Origin of the sequence: Quyinboa mangrovi, assembly GCF_042219825.1 — a bacterium.
GTDB lineage: Bacteria > Bacteroidota > Bacteroidia > Bacteroidales > UBA5342 > JBHJHP01.
The window spans coordinates 204,379-225,621 of sequence record NZ_JBHJHQ010000006.1 but is presented as its reverse complement, the minus strand read 5'-3'; the positions used below and the strand labels follow the sequence as shown (position 1 = coordinate 225,621).

The 21,243-nt window shown below is 39.7% G+C and carries 18 protein-coding genes; 5 read left to right on the top strand and 13 right to left on the bottom strand.

What is annotated here, in order from left to right; all coding sequences use genetic code 11:
* Window positions 1-11: 11 nt before the first annotated feature.
* Window positions 12-3,449, bottom strand: coding sequence for an isoleucine--tRNA ligase (gene ileS, locus ACE1ET_RS14200; protein ID WP_375729081.1), 3,438 nt, complete (start codon window positions 3,447-3,449; stop codon window positions 12-14).
* A 443-nt stretch (window positions 3,450-3,892) separates the two neighbouring features.
* Here ileS and ACE1ET_RS14195 point away from each other — a divergent pair, with 443 nt between their 5' ends.
* Window positions 3,893-4,099, top strand: a complete 207-nt coding sequence (locus ACE1ET_RS14195) for a hypothetical protein (protein ID WP_375729080.1) — start codon at window positions 3,893-3,895, stop codon at window positions 4,097-4,099.
* A 40-nt stretch (window positions 4,100-4,139) separates the two neighbouring features.
* Window positions 4,140-5,141: a glycoside hydrolase family 43 protein gene (locus ACE1ET_RS14190; protein WP_375729079.1), complete on the top strand. Its 1,002-nt coding sequence runs from the start codon at window positions 4,140-4,142 to the stop codon at window positions 5,139-5,141.
* A gap of 29 nt (window positions 5,142-5,170) precedes the next feature.
* On the opposite strand, the gene ACE1ET_RS14185 is transcribed toward ACE1ET_RS14190, so the two are convergent.
* Entirely contained in the window at window positions 5,171-6,304 is a 1,134-nt protein-coding gene (locus ACE1ET_RS14185) for a DUF6051 family protein (protein WP_375729078.1), read from the bottom strand.
* Window positions 6,305-6,449: 145 nt separating this feature from the next.
* Between ACE1ET_RS14185 and ACE1ET_RS14180 the strand changes: the two genes are divergently transcribed.
* Window positions 6,450-7,337 (top strand): LytR/AlgR family response regulator transcription factor, encoded by an 888-nt coding sequence (locus tag ACE1ET_RS14180; protein ID WP_375729077.1) that lies wholly within the window; start codon window positions 6,450-6,452, stop codon window positions 7,335-7,337.
* Window positions 7,338-7,443: 106 nt separating this feature from the next.
* Here the strand turns inward: ACE1ET_RS14180 and ACE1ET_RS14175 are convergent, their stop codons facing one another.
* The 9 genes from ACE1ET_RS14175 to ACE1ET_RS14135 all read right to left on the bottom strand — a co-directional run bounded on the left by ACE1ET_RS14175 (window position 7,444) and on the right by ACE1ET_RS14135 (window position 15,912).
* A complete protein-coding gene (locus ACE1ET_RS14175; RefSeq protein ID WP_375729076.1) occupies window positions 7,444-8,307 on the bottom strand; it encodes an AbiH family protein in 864 nt (287 codons plus the stop codon).
* 48 nt (window positions 8,308-8,355) lie between these two features.
* Window positions 8,356-8,745, bottom strand: a complete 390-nt coding sequence (locus ACE1ET_RS14170; RefSeq protein WP_375729075.1) for a hypothetical protein — start codon at window positions 8,743-8,745, stop codon at window positions 8,356-8,358.
* A 341-nt stretch (window positions 8,746-9,086) separates the two neighbouring features.
* On the bottom strand, window positions 9,087-10,202 hold the full coding sequence (locus ACE1ET_RS14165) for an ABC transporter permease (protein WP_375729074.1): 1,116 nt from the start codon (window positions 10,200-10,202) through the stop codon (window positions 9,087-9,089).
* Window positions 10,202-11,308: an ABC transporter permease gene (locus ACE1ET_RS14160; RefSeq protein WP_375729073.1), complete on the bottom strand. Its 1,107-nt coding sequence runs from the start codon at window positions 11,306-11,308 to the stop codon at window positions 10,202-10,204. Before ACE1ET_RS14160 ends, ACE1ET_RS14165 begins: the two co-directional genes overlap by 1 nt.
* 108 nt (window positions 11,309-11,416) lie before the next feature.
* On the bottom strand, window positions 11,417-12,163 hold the full coding sequence (locus ACE1ET_RS14155) for an ABC transporter ATP-binding protein (RefSeq protein ID WP_375729072.1): 747 nt from the start codon (window positions 12,161-12,163) through the stop codon (window positions 11,417-11,419).
* On the bottom strand, window positions 12,156-13,061 hold the full coding sequence (locus ACE1ET_RS14150) for an ABC transporter ATP-binding protein (protein ID WP_375729071.1): 906 nt from the start codon (window positions 13,059-13,061) through the stop codon (window positions 12,156-12,158). Before ACE1ET_RS14150 ends, ACE1ET_RS14155 begins: the two co-directional genes overlap by 8 nt.
* Before the next feature lie 63 nt (window positions 13,062-13,124).
* The gene (locus ACE1ET_RS14145; protein ID WP_375729070.1) at window positions 13,125-14,027 is read right to left on the bottom strand and encodes an HlyD family secretion protein; all 903 of its coding nucleotides are present in this window, start codon (window positions 14,025-14,027) and stop codon (window positions 13,125-13,127) included.
* 2 nt (window positions 14,028-14,029) lie between these two features.
* Window positions 14,030-15,310: a TolC family protein gene (locus ACE1ET_RS14140; protein ID WP_375729069.1), complete on the bottom strand. Its 1,281-nt coding sequence runs from the start codon at window positions 15,308-15,310 to the stop codon at window positions 14,030-14,032.
* Between the two features lie 2 nt (window positions 15,311-15,312).
* On the bottom strand, window positions 15,313-15,912 hold the full coding sequence (locus ACE1ET_RS14135) for a TetR/AcrR family transcriptional regulator (protein WP_375729068.1): 600 nt from the start codon (window positions 15,910-15,912) through the stop codon (window positions 15,313-15,315).
* 191 nt (window positions 15,913-16,103) lie between these two features.
* Between ACE1ET_RS14135 and ACE1ET_RS14130 the strand changes: the two genes are divergently transcribed.
* Entirely contained in the window at window positions 16,104-17,492 is a 1,389-nt protein-coding gene (locus tag ACE1ET_RS14130) for a YdeI/OmpD-associated family protein (RefSeq protein ID WP_375729067.1), read from the top strand.
* A gap of 163 nt (window positions 17,493-17,655) precedes the next feature.
* Window positions 17,656-18,417: a hypothetical protein gene (locus tag ACE1ET_RS14125; protein ID WP_375729066.1), complete on the top strand. Its 762-nt coding sequence runs from the start codon at window positions 17,656-17,658 to the stop codon at window positions 18,415-18,417.
* Window positions 18,418-18,470: 53 nt separating this feature from the next.
* Here ACE1ET_RS14125 and ACE1ET_RS14120 read toward each other — a convergent pair whose 3' ends face one another.
* Entirely contained in the window at window positions 18,471-20,423 is a 1,953-nt protein-coding gene (locus tag ACE1ET_RS14120) for an acetyl/propionyl/methylcrotonyl-CoA carboxylase subunit alpha (RefSeq protein ID WP_375729065.1), read from the bottom strand.
* A gap of 19 nt (window positions 20,424-20,442) precedes the next feature.
* The gene (locus tag ACE1ET_RS14115; RefSeq protein ID WP_375729064.1) at window positions 20,443-21,237 is read right to left on the bottom strand and encodes an enoyl-CoA hydratase-related protein; all 795 of its coding nucleotides are present in this window, start codon (window positions 21,235-21,237) and stop codon (window positions 20,443-20,445) included.
* Window positions 21,238-21,243: the final 6 nt, after the last annotated feature.

Here is a 21,243-nt window from a genome sequence, read left to right as displayed (position 1 = left end):
TTTTGTTAAAATCAAAGTTGTTTCTCAATTTTAATCACTGTCTCAACTCCTTTATCTATCTCTACTTCCCGTGCGTCTTTAAGGGTTTCAGAGGGGACCAATTCTACACTGGTAGCCAGTGTTTGGGAGGCAATATATTGTTTATGAGCATTAACCGCTGCATCAATCTCAGAATGACTGCCAATGTACAGGCTAATCTTATCTGTAACCTCCAGTCCCGACTCTTTTCTGATATTTTGAATGCGGTTTACAAACTCACGCGCAATACCTTCCTGTTTCAGTTCCTCTGTAACTGTAACGTCAAGAGCCACGGTATATTTTCCTTCGGTTGCAACCAACCATCCCGGAATATCTTCACTCAGAATTTCCACATCAGCCATCGTCAGTTCTATGCTTTGACCGTCAATTTCAATGTTCTTTCCTTCATTCTTTTCAAACTCAGCAATATCTTCCTGGCTCATTCCATTAATGCATGCAGAAATTTGCTTCATCTGTTTTCCAAATTTCGGTCCCAGTGTTTTAAAATTTGGTTTTATCTTTTTCACCAGAATTCCTGCCGTTTCGTGCAGGTATTCCACCTCTTTTACATTTACCTCGTTCAGCACCAGGTCCTTTATTTTTTCAAACTGATCCACAAACGAACTGTCCAGTACAGGTAACATCAGTTTATTCAGCGGCTGACGCACCTTAATATTCACCTTGCGCCTTAAACCAAGCACCATAGATGAAACCGTCTGCGCAATCGCCATACGCTCTTCCAGTTCTTTATCGATCAGTGCTTCATCGTATTCCGGGAATATGGTTAAATGAACCGACTCCGAGTTATCCAGACCAGTTACCTTATTTAAATCAAGGAACAGCCTGTCCATAAAGAACGGAGCAACAGGTGCCGAAATTTTTGCGATTGTATCCAGACACTTATATAAAGTCTGATAGGCTGCGATTTTATCCTTATCATAATCACCACCCCAATACCGTTTCCGGTTCAGACGAACATACCAGTTGCTCAGGTTTTCCGTCACAAACTCCTGGATGGCACGCCCCGCACGGGTTGGTTCATAATTTTCATAATGATCACGAACTTCTTTAACCAATGAATTCAGCAACGAAATGATCCAACGATCAATTTCAGGACGCTCTTCCACAGGAATATCTTCCTCTTTGTGCGAAAATCCATCCACATTGGCATATAACGAAAAGAAAGAATAGGTGTTATAAAGCGTTCCGAAGAATTTACGCTTCACCTCTTCCACACCTTCCATATCGAACTTCAGGTTATCCCAGGGCTGAGCATTGGTTACCATATACCAGCGTAAAGGATCGGCTCCCTGCCCTTCCAGCACTTCGAACGGATCTACACCATTACCCAAACGTTTCGACATCTTATTGCCGTTTTTGTCGAGTACCAGTCCATTGGATATAATATTTTTATAAGCCACCGAATCGAATAACATGGTAGCTATGGCATGCAGAGTAAAAAACCATCCGCGGGTTTGATCCACACCTTCGGCAATAAAATCTGCCGGATAAAGCTGACTGAATTCGTCTTTGTGTTCAAAAGGATAGTGCTGCTGCGCATATGGCATTGCACCTGAATCGAACCACACATCTATCAGGTCAGATTCGCGCTGCATCGGTTTTCCAGATGGTGAAACCAGCACAATATCATCCACTACATGGCGGTGCAAATCTATTTTTTCGTAATTGTCTTTTGCGTTATTGCCAACTTCAAAACCGGCGAACGGATTGGCTGGCATCAGGCCTGCCTTCACAGACTTTTCTATTTCATTGTACAATTCTTCCACGGAGCCGATACACAGCTCTTCCGAAGCATCTTCCGTCCTCCAGATGGGCAATGGTGTTCCCCAGTAACGCGAACGTGACAGGTTCCAGTCCACCAGGTTTTCCAGCCATTTTCCAAAACGACCAGTACCTGTTGATTCCGGCTTCCAGTTGATGGTTTTATTCAGTTCCATCATCCGCTCACGCACAGCAGTTGTTTTTATAAACCAGCTATCCAATGGATAGTAAAGCACCGGTTTATCAGTACGCCAGCAATGCGGATAATTATGCACGTGTTTCTCTATCTTGAAAGCTTTGTTATTCAGCTTCAGCATAACGGCCAAATCCACATCCAGCGATGCCGCATCTTCGGGAATGGATTCATCGTATGCATTTTTCACAAAACGTCCTGCATACTCACCATAAAAGGCTATATCCACGTACTGATCCACAAATGAAGGATCCAGATCTTCCAGTTTATAGAATTTACCGGTCTTATCCACCATAGGCTGACGCATACCGTCTTTGTCAATCAGGATAAGTGGTGGAATGCCTGCCTGTTTGGCCACCCGGTCGTCATCCGCACCAAAGGTTGGCGCAATGTGTACAATACCGGTACCATCTTCGGTGGTTACATAATCGCCCGGAATAACTTTAAATGCTTCCTTTTCAGGCTTTACAAACGGAATAAGTTGTTCGTAAGATACGCCGGTCAGTTCTGTTCCTTTGTAATGATCCAGTATAACATAAGGAATCTTCTTATCTCCTTCTTTGTATGCATCGAAATCGAGTTCTGCACCTTCCGGTGAGAAATAAGCCTTTACCAAATCTTTGGCCAGGATTACCGTAAGCGGTTCACTGCTGTAAGGATTGTATGTTTTTACTTTAACGTATTCAATTTTGGGTCCAACAGCCAATGCAGTATTGGATGGAAGTGTCCAGGGTGTAGTCGTCCAAGCCAGGAAAAACAAATCACCATCCACATCTTTAAAGAGAAAATCGGATGCCTCATCACGAATCACCTTAAACTGAGCCGTGCACGTTGTATCCTTCACATCGCGGTAACATCCCGGCTGGTTCAGTTCGTGAGTACTCAAACCGGTTCCGGCAGCCGGAGAATAAGGCTGTATGGTGTATCCCTTGTACAGCAGACCTTTCTTATACATCTCTTTCAGCAACCACCATAACGTTTCGATGTAGCGGTTGTCGTAAGTAATGTACGGGTCATCCATATTGACCCAATACCCCATTTTATGAGTAAGGTCCTCCCACATATTGGTGTATTTCATCACCTCTTTGCGGCAGGTATTATTGTATTCCTCTACAGTAATGGTTTTACCGATATCTTCCTTGGTGATCCCAAGGCTTTTTTCCACACTCAACTCCACCGGAAGCCCGTGTGTATCCCAACCAGCCTTGCGTTTTACCAGAAATCCCTGCTGTGTTTTATACCGGCAAAAAATGTCCTTAATGGTTCGTGAAATCACATGGTGAATACCGGGCATACCATTAGCCGAAGGCGGCCCTTCATAAAAAACAAAGGTAGGCCTGCCTTCACGGGTTGACATACTTTTATGAAAAACATCTTTTTCATCCCAATCCTTCAGGACTTCCCTGTTAACCTCTGACAAATTAAGTCCCTTATATTCAGCAAATTTCCTGCTCATACGTCAGTATCTACTCCTTTTATCGGTTCTAAAAAAATTGAGTGCGAATATAGTAAAAATCTTTGGTGGAGAAAAGCAGTTGAAAAGCGGGATAAAGAGAAATGTAATTCATAATGGTTTTCCGCATAAAATATTTCTTTAAAAAGCTATTTTTCAATCCTTTACAAGGATATAAATTAGCATTAAATTATGTGAATAATTTCCTCTTTATATTTTGAACACAAACAATTTTGAACAGTATACGCTACGATTAACGGAATTGTACATTAAGGATGTTTTCAGTCAGTCCTACAGACTGAGCCTCCACTCCTGCCATCACCCGGCACTACGTACCGGGTTTACTACTTCCAGTCTTACAGACTGGATTTCAAACTCCGACCTTTTACCTCGGTGCGATATTCCAGACTTTTGCTGCCAGTCTGTTGGACTGAAACTTAACAATCATGCAAGTTAGATCCAAGGCTGAAAGCCTTACCGATTCCAGCCTGATATGCAATGTCAGGCTGATGAACGAAGTGAATACCCACGCTGAAGGCGTGGACGAAAATCTGAAAACAGGTCATTTTTTTTTGTTTTTGCCTAAACAGAAAATCTCTGTCCAACCTTTAAAAATACTTTTATGTGGTTACCGGGTATTATATTTGGCGTAAGTTTTGTATTTTGGCTCACTGTATAAAAAAACGATTGAATATGAATTTCCTTAAGATGCTCAGCACAATAACATTGACAGTAATGTTTTCGATGCAGATTTATGCACAAAATATTAAGTATGATAACCCAATTGCCGAGGAACGGGCTGATCCGTGGGTCATTAAAGCTGATGATGGCACCTATTATATGACCGCCACCGTACCGGAATATGACCGGATCATTATTCGGAAAGCAAACACTATAAACGGACTAAAAGATGCAGAAGAAAAAGTCATCTGGCGCAAACATAAAACCGGTGTAATGGGACATCATATCTGGGCTCCGGAATTACATCATATTGACGGGAAATGGTATATATATTTTGCTGCAGGAGAAGCGGAACATATCTGGAATATAAGGATGTGGGCTTTATCCAATGCGTCCAATGATCCAACTACCGGTGAATGGAAGGAAGAAGGACAGATTAAAACCAAAAGAGAATCATTTTCACTGGATGCCACAACATTTGAGCACAACGGTAAAAATTACCTGATCTGGGCGCAAAGTGTGAGGCAGGGAGATAACACCGGTCTGCTGATTTCAGAAATGAAAAATCCGACCACCCTGACGGGTCCCGAAGTTGTAATTACTGAACCTGAATTTGACTGGGAACGTGTAAAATACCATGTAAACGAAGGACCTGCAGTGATTAAAAGAAACGGGAAGATCTTTGTCAGCTATTCTGCAAGCGCTACCAATGATAACTATTGCATGGGATTATTGTGGATTGATGAAAATGATGACCTTTTGGTAGAATCCAACTGGCATAAGTCACCAGGACCTGTGTTTTTTACCAATGAGGATCTGAAACGCTACGGTCCCGGACATAACTGTTTTACTGTTGCCGAAGACGGAAAGACAGATGTCATGATCTACCATGCCCGTGATTACAAAGAGATTCAGGGACATGAATTATCCGATCCAAACCGTGCAATGCGGGCAAGACCCATTCGATGGACAAGAAGTGGTTTCCCTGACTTTATGCAGAAAACGGGAGATTAAAAAAATATTAAAGGTAGCGGTCCTTATAATTATGCCAGGAAACCTGCGGCCTGATCCATTACAATATTGAATGTTCTGTTGATGATTCCGGAATTTTGATTTTTAACCATCGGAAACGGATTTTCGTGTGTATAATTATAGTCCGGATTCAGGAAAGACATCCGGCAGCCCTTCAATGTTTTTTTGATCGATTCTGATGGAATTACCTTATCTTTCAACAAACCCAGTACCTGTATCTGATCGCGTATTTTTGAAAAGACATCCTTTTTGAGCCGGTTCAACCGATCCAGGCTGGTCATGCTGTAAAAGCTTTCGCCCAGTTGTGTATCCTTTAATATCTGCCGGACAGGCTTGTTTTCTCTTCTGTTTTCATCGATGGCTTCACCGTAATAATTTATGACCCTGTCAAATGCCACACTGTCCATAATGTATTTTGAAACACCATCCATTTGGTTAAACACGGAACCACCACAGAACATAAACAGTTTTGATGCATCGAATATACCGTTTGGATTGGTAATAAATAAGATTTGAGACAGAAATGCCCCAATGCTGTAGCTGAAAAAGTCGATATCAGTACCGGAATGGAATAACGGATCATTGCCTGATTTTATATCCGATACCAGCTTCAGTATATCCATAGCACTCTGATAACCCGACAACATAAACCGTTCTGGATGGGATGTCAGCCTTTCGCTCAACGCCAGATTTGCAAAAGACGCCATTTTCACATCACTAAACTTCTGCTTTCTGGATTCCAGCTTTTCCATGAGGCTTCTGGGGTTGATCCATTCTTTGGGTGACCGGCCCATATGAAAACTGATGGGAAACAGGATCACATCCTTACCTGTATTCTCAGCCAGCACATAGGCCCAGGACATATACTTATCCCAGTCACGTTCATTCAGTCCGTGTAATAAAACGATAACACCATCGGCCTGATCCTTATGCTTAATAACAGGATATGTGAACCGATCGTTTTCAGGAATCTGCCCGTCAGAAATGTTATAAAAATTGTCTGACTGGTCGATACTGAATAATTCCCGACGGGCAGATATAAAATCACGTTCGGTAATGGAGAGAGAAGTTCCCGGAATGGGCTTTGCCGCTGCATTGTTCATCCGGGCAGAACGCGTTACATATTGTATTTCGTTATAGTCCATTTCCTGAGTTTTGTGCAAATCAAAAGAAGATTTACGGCATCAGAAAAAAAATGTTACAGACACCCTTATACTGGGATAAAAAGTCCTATTTGGGGGTAAAATTCGCTATGTTGGGGTAAAATTTTCAGGCTGATTTATATTAAAAATGGAATATCAGGCAGGATTATCTATTTTTGTAGTTCAATTTACACAGATGGCAGATTTGAACCAACCCATACCACGCTATTTAGTTCTGAAACAAAATATTGTTAAACTCATTCTGTTTACAGCACTTTTCGCGTTGGTGTTCATCAATATCTATGCCCCATTCGGTGTTGAATACTGGTTTAATGCTGGCAAATGGGGTCTTCTGGCCTATTCCAGTCTGATTATACTCACAGGTGTATTGGTTGTTGTGGTGAGCCGGATCATCATGTATCATTATGCAAAAAGGCATTCTATAAAATTGTGGAGCTACCTGGCATGGGTAGCAGTAGAAGTCTTCTGTATGGCGCTATTTTATACATTGTTCGAGAGTCTCATCCTGAAAGATGAACGGTTTTTTATGGATATGCTGAAACTGTCCATTGAGAATACTGCCCTTGTTTTGCTGCTGCCTTATTCTGTTTTATGGCTGTATTTTTCGTGGCACGACAAAAAGCATAAACTGGAACAGCTTGAAAGCGGTAATTTTAGCATGGATACCGGTAATCTGGTATCATTTAAGGATGAACGCGGAACATTAAGATTGTCGGTAAAACAAAGTGATTTACTTTACATTGAATCCGCAGACAACTATGTAAAGGTTTATTACAACGAACATAATAAACCAACCAGTTACCTCCTGCGCAATACATTAAAGAAACTTGAAGCAGAACTTCCTGAGGATATCTTTATCAGGTGCCACCGATCTTACCTGATCAACATGAAGCTGATTAATACCATAAAACGTGAAAAAGAAGGTGTTTTTCTGGAACTGGACACCGAACCTGTCATCCGAATCCCGGTTTCAAAAACATATATTGATAATGTGATCCGGAGGTTTACGAATTAGACACAAGAATCAAGAACCAAGAATCAAGATTTTGTAATTCCTTAATTATTTAAATAGATAAACTTTTGGACAAAGTATATGACAACTAAAATCTTATGTTTATATTCTACTTAAGTGTTGTTTTTGTATTTATCATATGAAAATTATTCCGTTGCTTCAATTTTGATATTTTTTTTCGTGTCAGCACGTCAATTTGAGAGAATAAACTATAATAACTCTCTTCACCATAATAATAAAGAATAATATTCTTCTTTTCATAATATTTATTTGAAGTAGCATTATAAAAAAAGTCACTGAAATACATATGATCAGTTTCACCCAATGAATGACCAAACACAAAAAAATTAGAGCATTGCTCAATAGGTAAATTAAAGTCAATTGCTTTAAAATTTTTATTAACTGATTTTTTCAGAAAAACGTGTTCGGATTTAATTGAAGCCTGATCTTCTACACCAAAAATTATGTTATCTTCCGCAATAGATCCATGAATCTTTACCAGATCAATCAATTGATTAGAATCTTCATCAATTATTTCTTCTACCAAACGTATGACTGTATCAGTATAATTAAAATCAATGATTAATAATGTATAATCTTTAAGTTTATTAATTAATTTAAATCCATGATTATTTCTATCAAAACTATCTAATTTAATGGTTTTTAAATATTTCGACAAAGACATTGAGAGCTCCACAAATTCATAAAAGAATCCTTTATCATCTTTAGCTATCTTACTTGAATACTTTTTTAATTCATTTTCTATATCAATCCAATTTAACAATGAATTTTGCTGCTCAAGATAATTAACAAGACTATTGCCTTTTTCTGCCAAAGACTTAAAATAATTACTTGCTACAAAATCATTATATCCAGTTTTTAAACCAAAATTTAGATCAAAACCATTCCCTATTATTAGAACTGCTTCATAGTCATGATCAAATTCGGTAACTAAATTTAATTTTGTAGACATCGTAATCTGCTTTCTGTCTTTTTAAAAAACTTCACTCCATTCTTGAAATTATAACCTACCTGAACTATATAATGGATTCAATAATTTTCTATAGGCATCTCTAACATTTCCTAATTCTATTCCCAAAGATACAATCTGTTCATTACTATAACTTTCTGGGTTTATCCAATATTCAGATTTAGCATCACATATTCCAGCCAAATTTTCATCAAAGTGTCTCATAGGAATTGCAGCGGCGGACCAATACTTCGATAATTGTGATTCTCTTTCCATATTTCTTTCATTTGCATTTCTAAGATCACGATAATAAAGGTATGTTTCATTTAATGCTGTTGCAATAGCCCTTAAAGCACTATCTTTTAGTTCTCTTCTATCCTTTGATAAAGTTGCAATTGGCCCCAAAATTTTAGTAAGACCACTTATAATTTCACTTAACATTTTATTCTATTTTATTATTTTAAGAATCAATCTCAACATTCAACATAACCACCTCTAAATGTATCAATTAAATAAGAAATAAACAAAAGAAACTAGGTTTAAAATAGGAGATCAAAAAAATTGAATCAAAAAAGTCCAGACATTTTATCTAAAAACTCAGGACATTTTGCATAAAAAGTCCGGACTTTTTTGAAAGTACTTAAGGAAGTTTTGTGTTTGCAAAGTATAATGACTTACCCATCAGCCCAAAAGTAACAAAAAGGGGTGCTCAGACTCATGTAATGTTCCCACAGAAAATCCTGTGTATGTCTTGGTTCTTATGTCTTATGTCTTGCGTCTATTTAAGCCGTTTTCCTAAAACTTCTGACAGCCACAGATAACATAACAGTTCCGTATCCGGTAAGAATTACCAGATCCTGCCACAGGTCCATCACTCCCGAACCTTTTAACACCACATGCCGCATGATCTTTACAAAATAGAACAAGGGATTAAGATAATTGATAATCTGCGCCCAGTGTGGCATGCTTTCTGCCGGAGTAAAGAGTCCGCTCATCAGAATGAACACGATCAGAAAGAAAAAGCCCAGTAAGGCAACCTGTTGCTGTGTTTTGCTTAAGGTTGAGACCAGCAAACCTAAAGAAAGGATCAGTAACAAATAGGCACTTGTAAACAGCAGGAGTACTGGAATACTACCACGAATAGGAATTCGGAAAGCCAACCAGGCCACAAACAATCCTAACAACAGATCAAACAGACCGATAAGCCAGAATGGGATCAGCTTTCCGGCCAGAAACTGCCATTTTTTTATGGGCGTTACATTGATCTGTTCAATGGTTCCTATCTCACGTTCCCGCACAAGATTAACAGCTGCCAGAAACACCCCGATGATAGTCACCAGAACAACAAGAATACCGGGTGCCATATAGTATTTATAGTCCAGTACCTCGTTATACCAGTATCGGGGCTTTATGGTTATGGGAGATGTATTTTGCACATCAGCCTGCAAAACTCTTGCAGCAATTTGCGTGTTATACCGTTGTAATATATTTCCAGAGTATGCATAGGTCAATTCTGCAGCCGTACCGTTTATGGCATCAACCAGCAGTTGCACTTCTCCGGTCATCGAGTTGTAATAGTCCTTCTCAAAATTATTCGGTATCACCAATACCGCATTCGCCTGATTCTTCAGCAGCATCGCTTCCTGATCTTTTACAGCCGGATCAAGCGCCACGATTTTAAAGAACGGAGAGCCCGAAAAATCAGAGATCAATTCACGTGACAGGGTGGAATTGTCCTCGTCAATTATCTGTAGCTTTATCTCCTTCATTTCGAATGTTGCAGCAAACACAAGGATCATCATCTGCACCACCGGCAACATAAAAATGATAGGTAACATGGATTTGTTTCTGAGAATCTGCAGAAACTCTTTCTGAATAATATATAGTACCGTACGCATTACTCTAACCGTGTTTTAAATTTCTTTACACTGACCCCAAGGATAACCGCAATCATAAATATCAGAATGGCCGTTTGTTTCCAGACGATTAATAATCCGGCATCTTTCAGCATTACAGCCCTTATAATCTCAATAAACCACCGGGGTGGGAATATTCTGCTCAAATACTGTAGTACAACAGGCATATTTTCAATAGGGAAAATAAAACCAGATAATAACATGGTCGGCAGCATCAGTGCAAATGCTGATAACATCATAGCCAGCAACTGTTTATCAACAATTGTAGAAATCAGCACACCCAAACTTAAGGCGACCAAAATATACAGGATCACCTCCAGCATCATAAATACCACGCTCCCTCTTATTGGCACGCCAAATATCAGGTTTCCAAGAAGCAGAATCATACCTGCGTTTAAAATGGAAAGGATCAGATATGGAAACACCTTACCCAAAACTATTTGAGATGGTTTTAAGGGTGATGCCAACAAAATCTCCATGGTACCGAGCTCCTTCTCACGTGCGATGGTCACCGAGGTCATCATGGCGGATATCAACATCAGGATCACGGCAATAATACCCGGAACAAACATGTAGGAACTACTCAATTCTTCGTTGTACAACATTCTTACCTGCGGCTTGACGCCTGTGACAGCTTTGCCCTTCATCAGCTCCGACGACATATAATCGTTGACAATGGCAGTGATATAATTTGTTATAAGCGTCGCCGTATTGGGTTCAGAAGCATCGGAAATGATCTGCATCTGAGCATTACCATCGTGGACGATTTTTTCACCAAAGTTAGGTTCAAATACCACAATGGCTTTCACAATTCCCTTCCTGAACAACTCATCAAAACCGCTGTCATCCTCTGGTTCAGCTGCAATGGCAAAAAAACCACTGGACGCAATTTTATTGGTGATCGCTGTGCTCACATCATCGTGTGCCTGATCCAGAATGGCTATTTTAGCATCTTTTATTTCGGTCGTCAGCACAAAACCAAAAAGTATCAGCTGAACCACGGGAATGCCAAACAATATGATCATTGTCCGGGGATCGCGGAAAATATGCAGAAATTCTTTTTTTACAAATCCTATAAAACGTTTCATCTATTTAAGACTTAAGACATAAGAACCAAGACATAAGACTCATTTTTAATGAATAGTGAAAAGTGAATGATGAATAATTTTTCATCATTAATTGTTCATTGTTCATTATCACTCATCGTTATTTTTTCTTAATCGGGCCAGTTTCAAAAACACCTCATCCATATTGGCCGCATTATACTGCTTCATCAGGTTCAGAGGTGTATCCAGAGCCACTATCTTTCCATCTACCATTATGGACAGCCGGTCGCAATACTCTGCTTCATCCATATAGTGCGTGGTAACAAATACAGTTATGCCGCGCGATGCTGATTCGTATATCATTTCCCAGAACTGACGCCTCGTTACCGGATCAACTCCGCCAGTCGGCTCATCCAGAAATACGACCTTCGGCTTATGAAAGATGGCCAGAGAAAATGCCAGTTTCTGTTTCCAGCCCAAAGGCAGATCTGCAATTTTTCGGTCTTTCACCTCCTCAAGGTTCAGACGCCTGATCAGTTCTTCTTCGCGTTGTTTCCTTTCTTTCACCCTGATTCCGTATATACTGGCATAAAACCTGATATTCTCATGAATGGTCATGTCTTCGTATAACGAAAACTTCTGGCTCATATAACCAATATTCTGCTTCACCCGCTCAGGTCTGCGGCTAACATCCACTCCGGCCACCATCACGTCGCCGGATGTTGGCCTCGACAAACCCGACAGTATACGGATAGCCGTCGTTTTTCCTGCACCGTTAGCACCAAGAAAACCAAAAACCTCACCCTGTTTTACGCTGAATGTCAGATTATCATTGGCAACGAATGATCCGAACTTCTTTACCAGGTTTTTAACTTCTATCACATTATCGCTATTCATGTTCAGCCATTTTTTGCATGAATACATCTTCTATTCCGGGCTCCATCTGTTTTACCGTAAAAGCATCCTGAATCTGAGGTTTTAAAACCTCTTCCAGACTTTCTTCCGTCATATCATTGGCAGTGGTAAGATGCAGGAACTGTCCAAATGTATGCACCGATTCAACCTGTTCAATTTCCCTTATCAGCTTTAATGACTGATACAGTTTTTGTGTGCTGTACTGCCATAATTTTCCGTTAAAACCCAGTTTAAGTCCCGAAGGTGTATCGGTTCCAAGTATGGTTCCGTTTTCAATCAACGCAATTCTGTCACATTGTTCGGCTTCATCCATGTAAGGTGTTGACACCAGAATGGTAATGCCCAATGCTTTCAATCGTTTCAACATATCCCAGAATTCCTTACGGGACACCGCATCCACACCTGTGGTAGGCTCATCCAGAATCAACACTTCCGGTTTATGGATCAATGCACACGACAGGGCCAGCTTTTGCTTCATTCCTCCCGACAGTTTACCCGCACGACGTGTTTTAAAGGGTTCAATCTGAACATATATATCCTTGATAAGATCGTAATTCTCTTCTATCGTAGTTCCGAAAACAGTGGCAAAAAATGCAAGATTCTCTTCCACCGTCAAATCCTGGTATAAAGAAAACCGTCCGGGCATATATCCTGCTATATTCCGTATTATTTTATGCGCCTGCACCACATCGTGAAACATCATTTCAGCTTCTCCCTTATCCGGCAGGAGTAAGGTCATCAAAATGCGCATCAAAGTTGTTTTTCCTGCTCCATCCGGCCCTATCAGTCCAAACAGTTCACCTGTCTGCACCTTCAGTGAAACATCCTTCAGTGCCTCTGTTTCACCGTACGATTTTGATATATGTTTTACTTCAATCATATTTTTACAATGAAAAATGAATAATGAACAGTGAATAATTTTTCATTATTCATTGTTAACTGTTCATTGAAAGTACATTTCTCCGGGCATTCCTATTTTTATGGAGCCATCATTTTTGACCCGCACTTTTGTAGCATATACCTGTTTAACCCTTTCTTTTTTAGTCTGAACAACTTTTGGGGTGAATTCCGCTTCCGAAGAAACCCAGATGACTGTACCCTCATAATTTTTCATTGCACCGTCAATGGCATCAATCTTCACATTAACCTTTCTGCCCAGCTTTACGGCTTCCAACTGCTGACCTGAAACATACACACGAAGGTGAATGTTAGAGATATCTGCAAGCTTAAACAGTGGTTTACCGGCCACAGCCAGTTCACCTTTTTCCACATAGCGTTCCAGTATGGTTCCGTCAACAGGAGCAGTAACTGTACAATCGCTTATTTTTTTATCGAGCACCTTCATTTGTGCATCAAACACCATAGCCTGTTCGTCTATAGATAACAGGTTAGCCTTATATACACCTCTTTGTCTGTACAACACGTTTATCCTGTTTTCCACATCATCTTTCTGCTTCTGCGTTGCAGCGCCATCCTTATAAAGATTCTCCACCCTGTTCTTTTCTGTTTCAGCACCCGAAATATTCTCTTCCAGAACCGACATGCTTGCTTTTACCTGCGCACGGTTTGCCAATACCGAATTTTTCTGGGCCAAAAGTTGTTTCATCTGAAGCACAAGGTCCGTTGTATCTACCTGCAATAAGAGATCACCGGCTTTTACGGTTTCTCCTTCGTTGTGATACATGGCCATTATTTCACCTGTACTTTTTGAAGAAACAATGGTCTCCACTGCTTCAAAGTTACCGTAAGCATCAGCTCTGTCAGAATCCCCGTTACATGATGCCAGCATCACGGATAATCCTATCATCCATGACAGCATAAACAAATTGTGTATTCTATTTTTCATCACTATTTATTATTATCTTTTTCAGTTCCGGTTAATGTTATGTACTCATACTTGGCCTTTAGTAGTGCAACCTGATGATTTTCATTGGTTAGTTGCGCTACAAAATAATTGTTCAGGTCGCGGATATAATCTGCTGACTTAATTACACCGTTTTTTAGTTGTGATGCCGAATTATCAGCCACATCTTTTCTAAGTGTTACAAGTTCTTCATCTGTAGCAATGATCCGGTTCAGCTTTTCAATTTCATTCCATTTAGAACGGGTCAGCAAATCCAGCTGATACAGGAAACTTTCCTTCTGATTATCTGCAATTTCTTTTTGCAGTTCAATCTGCTCCTTTTTGCGACTGGTTTCTTTCCAGTCATATATTTTCCACTGCAATCCGACACCTACAATGTACCAGTCGGCAAAATTATCATTGAACATATTCAGCCCCGGACGACCGTAACCGGCCTGTCCGTATCCGTATATTCTTGGTTTGCGGGTATTTTGAAGCAGATCACTCTGATTATCCAGTTGTTCCTTCTGCGCCTCTATTAAGTCAAGCTCCGGACGGTTCACCGGAATTGATGTGCTGTCAGCCACCGGATTAGCCGGTAAAACCAATTCTGTTTTGTCATTGAATGTCTTTCCCGTTATCAACGACAGATTATCCAGTGACGCTTTATGCAGACTTTCCAGTTCAATAATCTGCTGATTCAGCAAAACCATTTCGGCTTTCAGGTTATTCTGTTCATTGCTGTTTACTGCACCGTTTTTAACAGCAGATTCAACCACCTTACTCTGATCCTGCAACACCTGTTTTTTAAGGTTCAGTATCTTGATCTGGTTTTGAAGGTTCAACGCTGAAAAATAAGCAAGGTTTACATTTCCCTTTACTGCGTACAGATTAACCTCCTGCTGCTGCACATCTGCTTCAGTCTTCGCATCGGCGACAGCTTTCTTACTTTTAGCCAGACCGCCATCATAGATGGTTTGGGTCACATCGATATAAAGTTTATACCAGTCCTGAGCCAATTTGGGAATTGTTACACCCGGAATCTGAAGATTGACACTTGTAACATCACTTTGCCAGGATGCGTTGGCTTTCAGAGTGGCCTGAGGCAGATTGGATACCCCACTGTTCTCGTTTTCCAACTCTCCTATTTTAAGCAGCAAACGCATGTTATCATATGACGGATGATGATAATACCCGTCACTGTAACATTGCTGCAGTGTTACCTGCTGACCCAGTAATGCCGCAGGCACGAATAAAAAGATCAGAAAAATCCTTTTTAATAACATGACTATTGGTTTAATAACATTTGTAATATCATTTTTTTTCGCGCAAGCAGAAAGGTGTTCATTTCTTCCGCATTGTTTTCAAATAATAGTGGTTTTAAAAGAGGCCTTGCCAGGTAAGGAAAAATTGTAAGCGAAATAAGGTTTACTATTATTTGCCGCGGGTCAATATCCGGAAGAATATTTTCATCTCTCAGTGCATTAAGAATTTTAAGCAGCTTTTCAATATCAAGTCCCATTTTCTGCAACCTGCTTTTCATACATTCAGGTTCACGGTTGACTTCAGTAATCAGAAAAATAGGCAGAAAAGGATTTTTTGATATCATATTAAAATAATGATCAATAATCATTTCCAACTTTTCCCTGATGTCTTTATCCGTATTAAAAATCTCCACCAGATTTGGAAAGAAATTTGTAAACGCATCCTCAAAAACGGCTTCAAACAATTTCTCTTTCGACCTGAAATAATAGTGTAAAAGGGCTTTATTAATTCCTGCTTCATCTGCTATCTCCTGCATCCGGGCCCCATACATACCCTTGCTTTCAAAAACATTTTTAGCAGCATCAAGAATCTTTTTTTCAGTATTTTGATCTTTTTTAACCATTTAATTTAACTATTTGGTTAAACCATATGGCAAATATAAAATGCATTTTTTTTACGGACCAAATAAATAATGTTAAAAATTAACCAAATGGTTAAACTTTGAATTTCCAGAATCCTGTGAATTCATTTCAAATTATTGATTTCCAGAAATAAAACCAGTAAATTTAACCGGTATTACATAACCGGATTATAATGGCATTAAATTCTCTGGCTTTGTTTTTTCATGATCAGACAGTTCTCTTATCCAGAAATTCTGAATTGACAAAAGAAAAACAAAGCAATAAAAACATACATAAACTGCGTCTTTCCATAAAGTCCATAAAATCCATCCTGAAGATACTGGAGAGCGAAAACTCTGTTCAAATTGATAAACAGGCCATATACGATCAGCTTATTCCCCCTTTCAAAACAGCAGGTTCCCTTCGGGAGCAAAAGGTTAATCTCAAACTAACTAAAAAATTTAACCTTACCGATATCACAGAACTCAATAACTTTTTACAGCAGAAAGTTTTTGAGGCAGAAAAGGAGTTGAAACCACAAATTGACAACCTTAATGAAACGGATCTGAAGAAATGTTGCCGAAGCATAAGCCTATTCATTAACAGTACTGATTTTACTACACTTACTCAAATTATTTTAAAGAGCTTAAATGAAAGATCGGATCAGATTAAAATGCTGACAGAGAAACCTGATGCAACAATCCCGCTTCATAAAATCCGACGCTACCTGAAAGATATCGACTTTGCCCTTACCTGGTTGAGCAACAGTTATGTTTTTGTTCCCGGTATTAATATGGAAACCGTAAATGCGCTCGGGAGAATTATTGGACGCTGGCATGATATTGTCGTTTTTAAGAATGAATTAAAAGAATTTGAATCGACATTTCCTAAGCTTCAACTGAATACCGAAAAAATTTCAGAAACTGAATCAGAGCTAAGACAACACATTATAAGGACGCTGAATGAAATACATTTTGTACCGGAATCAAAAATTGAAGGCGATATTTTCCTTTGGTTTAAAACAAGAAAGGACTACAGGGACTGGTTGTTGGTTAACCACGACAAATGCAAGAGATTCAGAATGGTTTTTTATAAGAAACATACCGGCAAATCTAACATCGAATATAATGATGCTGTGGAAGAATCCCTCTGTTTTGGTTGGATTGACAGCCTTGTGAGGCGGGTTAATGATGACATATATACACGGAAATTTACGCCCAGAAATCTTCGTTCCAGGTGGTCGCCTACAAATATAAAACGTGTTGAAAAAATGCTTAACACAGGTATGGTTGAAGCATCAGGGTTAAAAACACTGCCAATTGATCCAGCAACAGGCCAACCTGACTGGAATAAGGTCACAGTCAGTGAAATGGAAAAGAAGGTACCGGATATTCCGGATCATATCAAAACCATTTTCAAGCAACACGAACCGGCATGGACAAATTTCACTAACCTGGCAGACAGCTATAAACGCCAGTATATCCTTTGGATCACCGCCGCTAAAACCGATGCCACCCGAAATAAACGAATTAAGACCTCGCTTCAGTTGCTGAAAGAAAACAAAAAACCCGGTATGATTTAGGATTATTTTACACAGAAGAAATACTTAAATAACCTACGCACAAAAAATATTATACAGCACATATAAGCTATTAGTATGGAAAAAATTTTCATTTTTTAACATTTATGGTTATTTTTCGAACTACTTGCAATTAAGTATTATTTATAATTAAAATTTAACCACTATGACAAAGTTTTTTTCTATTTGTGTTATTGCATTAAGTTTGGTATTGAGTGTAAATGCTCAGAAACTTTCAAAGATGCCTCCCCGGGTAGTCCTGATTGGTATCGGAGCAAAAAATCCAACATTTAACGAGGCACAGTATCCTCACCTGAAAATTTATTACACGCCGGAATTAACGCCGGTAAAGAATGCTACAGAAACACAAAATGCAGCCGCCAGCCTTTCCGGAGCTGTTAAGTTTACCTATGATGGACAACCGGAGTTCCTTAAAAATATTTGGAATGATAAAAACATCGATGAGGCATTTATGCTGTTTGACAAAAACGGACTATGTGTGGCACAAGGCTATGATGTAGACAAACAGGGAGATATTGCGTCAAGACTTTGTACAGATAAAAAACCTTTAGCTGATCATATCAAGGACTGCGTAAAAAAAGGGAAAACCGGTAAAGCCGAAAAAAAGGAAATGAAACTGAAAAAATCAGATTTTATGGTCGGCTATTCATTCCCTGAATTTAATCTTAGCGATATTGATGGCAATTCAACAAAAATATCTGAAGTTTTAAACGGAGAACCAACACTGGTTATTTTCTTTAATATACCGGATAATATGGATTTGAATGCTGCCAAAGAAAGCGGAGAAGGAAAAAGCGGAAAGGCTTTTCTTAAAAGCATGGTATCGGGAGCTGCCGGAGCTGGTAAATCAGGCGTATTCTTAGCACTCGAAAGCCAGGTATACGATTACGATGCCCGTGAAAAATAGTCATTCTCAATATACTTTGATTTTAATCCTCTGCCTGTTTGGCAGGGGATTTTTTATTCCAGCTCAATAACCAGATCATTTCCGTTCAATTGTTGCCCTTCACTTACCAGCACACTTTTTACGACTGAATCGTGATCAGCTACAATACGGTTCTCTATTTTCATAGATTCTATCACCAACATGGCTTTACCCTTCACCACCTTTTCACCGGGCGTTACATACACCCTCATCACTCTTCCGGGCAATGGTGACAACACATTTCTGGCCTTGATCTGTTCGTTGGCAGGTGATAATTCTCTCCTTACTATGTGAGGCTGAACCAAAAATACGGCATGATCAATTTCAATAAAATATGACCGTTCCGTTTTTTTTGACCAGATAACTTTTACCGGCTCATTATTGAAAATAAAATGCAACTCGTAACCGTTTAATTTTACCAAACTGCATTGATAAATTTTATCATTCACTGTAATCTGCCATTCTTTTTCGTTGGCCTTATAGCCGGAAACAGCATACAGATGATCGCCTACAGTAATATTATTTTTCTGTTGGTGGCGCCAGTTACCCAGTTTTGACCAAACAGATCCATTCCCGGCCTGTATCCCTGCATTCAGAAAAAACCATGATACACCAAACCTTTCATCTGGTTTCATAGGCATATCAATATGTCTGTCCGTAAACAGATCACAATATTGAGTATGTATATTATTTTGGATTAAAACAGGAGATTTTAAAAGATTGGTGAGAAAACCTTTATTGGTTTTCACACCTTGAATTTTATAATCCTCAAGGGCTCCAATCATATTCCTCATGGCTTCCAACCGACTTTGTCCACCTGTAATCACCTTTGCAATCAGGGGATCATACGCGGATGACATAACTGCCGTTCTTTCAAAGGAGCCATCGACCCTTACGGATTTCAATTCGGGAGCTGCATTGAGAGTAAGCGTTCCATTTTGAGGCATAAAGCCTTTTTCAGGATCTTCAGCATACAACCGGCATTCCAAAGCATGCCCTCTACATATGATTTCGTCCTGTGTGAACGCAAACTCATTACCCGCAGCAATTAACAGTTGTTCTCTAACAACATCAACATTAGTAACAAATTCAGTGACGGGATGTTCAACCTGAATTCGTGTATTCATTTCCAAAAAGTAAAAATTCTCCTGCCGGTCTACAATGAACTCAACTGTTCCGGCATTTCTATATTTCGCTGCTTTAGCCAGTTTTACTGCATTTTGATGCAAACTTTTCCTCAGTGCATCGCTGATTCCGAAAGCCGGTGCTTCTTCAATAATTTTTTGATGCCGCCGTTGAACCGTACATTCCCTTTCATGCATATGGATCACATTTCCGAAATTATCTCCAAAAACCTGCACTTCTATATGCCGTGCATCTTCAATAAATTCTTCCACATAGAGTGACTCATCGCCAAAGAACATTCCGGCCTCTTTTCCTGTGATATGCAAAGCATCTTCAAAATTATCGGAAGATCTGACAACACGCATTCCCTTTCCACCCCCACCAGCCTGGGCTTTGATCATTACCGGATATTGTAGTACATCCTTATATTTAACGAGCTCATCAGCTGAACCATATCTGGCATGCAAAACAGGAATGCCCAACTTTTCAGCAAATTCCCGCGCACTTTTTTTGTACCCCATTAACCTGATAACATTTGGTGATGGTCCAATCCAGGTTATCCCGACAGCCTTACACATTTGAGCAAATTCTGCATTTTCAGACAGAAATCCGTAACCAGGATGAATGGCATCCACACCATTGGCCAGAGCAATATCAATAATGCGCTCTTTGTTCAAAAAAGTTTCTGATAAAGATTTTCCATCCAGGAGTACAGCCACATCAGCTTCCTTCAGGTAAATATGTCCGGTATCATCGTCGGTATATAACACCACAACCTCCGTACCCATCTGGTGTGCAGTCTTCATGATGCGCGCTACAATTTCGCCCCTGTTTGCAACTAAAATCCTGTTAAACGTTTTCATCTGCTCTTGTTTTAGTACCTCAGCGCCCCTTCCAGTTTGGAGTTCGCTTTTCGAAAAATGCTTTCATTCCTTCATACGCATCTTCTGTCTGCTTTGCAGAAACCAGGATTTCACAGGTTTTGTTAATCATGGCATCGTCCAAAACGCCATCCGATAAATCGTTGATAAGTTCCTTGGACATATTCACACCAACGGGAGAGCCTTTAACAACTTCGCTCATAAAAACTGTAGCGGCTTCAATTCCTTCACCCTTTTTTTTTACTTCATCCACAATACCAATTCGTAAAGCTTCAAAAGCATTGAACCGCTCTGCCGTGTAAACCTTTGATTTGGCAACTGATACCGGAATTTTTTTAAGAATATAAGGCATAATAGTTGCCGGAGTGATCCCAAGTCGCACCTCAGAAAACCTGAACTGACTGTCCATTTCAGCATATACCACATCACAGGCCGCCATTAATCCCAAACCTCCGCCATATACATTGTTATGAACCACGGCTATAACCGGGATCCGAAAACGATAGATCGTTTTAAATAAATCAGCCAACTGATGACTGTCCGCCAGACTTGTTTCATAGTCCTGTTGCCCGGATTCTTTCATCCAGTTAATATCAGCACCGGCACAAAATGAACCACCATTACCGGAAAGAATTACTCCTCTGAATCTTTCATTTGTTTCAATCTCAGCGAAGCATTCCAATAATTCGGTAATCATTTGTAGATTCATAGCATTGTGTACATCAGTCCGGTTCAGCCGGATATGCGCCACCTGACTTCCCAGAATTTCCTCAACTTCTATCGTTTGATAATTCATTATTTT

What these genes read in the sequence shown, in the direction of transcription:
- ACE1ET_RS14165 (WP_375729074.1), bottom strand. Translation starts at nt 10,202, where the DNA reads ATGCGTACGGTACTATATATTATTCAGAAAGAGTTTCTGCAGATTCTC.
- ACE1ET_RS14155 (WP_375729072.1), bottom strand. Translation starts at nt 12,163, where the DNA reads ATGAATAGCGATAATGTGATAGAAGTTAAAAACCTGGTAAAGAAGTTC.
- ACE1ET_RS14190 (WP_375729079.1), top strand. Translation starts at nt 4,140, where the DNA reads ATGAATTTCCTTAAGATGCTCAGCACAATAACATTGACAGTAATGTTT.
- ACE1ET_RS14145 (WP_375729070.1), bottom strand. Translation starts at nt 14,027, where the DNA reads ATGAAAAATAGAATACACAATTTGTTTATGCTGTCATGGATGATAGGA.
- ACE1ET_RS14120 (WP_375729065.1), bottom strand. Translation starts at nt 20,423, where the DNA reads ATGAAAACGTTTAACAGGATTTTAGTTGCAAACAGGGGCGAAATTGTA.
- ACE1ET_RS14185 (WP_375729078.1), bottom strand. Translation starts at nt 6,304, where the DNA reads ATGGACTATAACGAAATACAATATGTAACGCGTTCTGCCCGGATGAAC.
- ACE1ET_RS14135 (WP_375729068.1), bottom strand. Translation starts at nt 15,912, where the DNA reads ATGGTTAAAAAAGATCAAAATACTGAAAAAAAGATTCTTGATGCTGCT.
- ACE1ET_RS14150 (WP_375729071.1), bottom strand. Translation starts at nt 13,061, where the DNA reads ATGATTGAAGTAAAACATATATCAAAATCGTACGGTGAAACAGAGGCA.
- ACE1ET_RS14170 (WP_375729075.1), bottom strand. Translation starts at nt 8,745, where the DNA reads ATGTTAAGTGAAATTATAAGTGGTCTTACTAAAATTTTGGGGCCAATT.
- ACE1ET_RS14180 (WP_375729077.1), top strand. Translation starts at nt 6,450, where the DNA reads ATGGAATATCAGGCAGGATTATCTATTTTTGTAGTTCAATTTACACAG.
- ileS (WP_375729081.1), bottom strand. Translation starts at nt 3,449, where the DNA reads ATGAGCAGGAAATTTGCTGAATATAAGGGACTTAATTTGTCAGAGGTT.
- ACE1ET_RS14115 (WP_375729064.1), bottom strand. Translation starts at nt 21,237, where the DNA reads ATGAATTATCAAACGATAGAAGTTGAGGAAATTCTGGGAAGTCAGGTG.
- ACE1ET_RS14175 (WP_375729076.1), bottom strand. Translation starts at nt 8,307, where the DNA reads ATGTCTACAAAATTAAATTTAGTTACCGAATTTGATCATGACTATGAA.
- ACE1ET_RS14125 (WP_375729066.1), top strand. Translation starts at nt 17,656, where the DNA reads ATGACAAAGTTTTTTTCTATTTGTGTTATTGCATTAAGTTTGGTATTG.
- ACE1ET_RS14140 (WP_375729069.1), bottom strand. Translation starts at nt 15,310, where the DNA reads ATGTTATTAAAAAGGATTTTTCTGATCTTTTTATTCGTGCCTGCGGCA.
- ACE1ET_RS14195 (WP_375729080.1), top strand. Translation starts at nt 3,893, where the DNA reads ATGCAAGTTAGATCCAAGGCTGAAAGCCTTACCGATTCCAGCCTGATA.
- ACE1ET_RS14130 (WP_375729067.1), top strand. Translation starts at nt 16,104, where the DNA reads ATGGCATTAAATTCTCTGGCTTTGTTTTTTCATGATCAGACAGTTCTC.
- ACE1ET_RS14160 (WP_375729073.1), bottom strand. Translation starts at nt 11,308, where the DNA reads ATGAAACGTTTTATAGGATTTGTAAAAAAAGAATTTCTGCATATTTTC.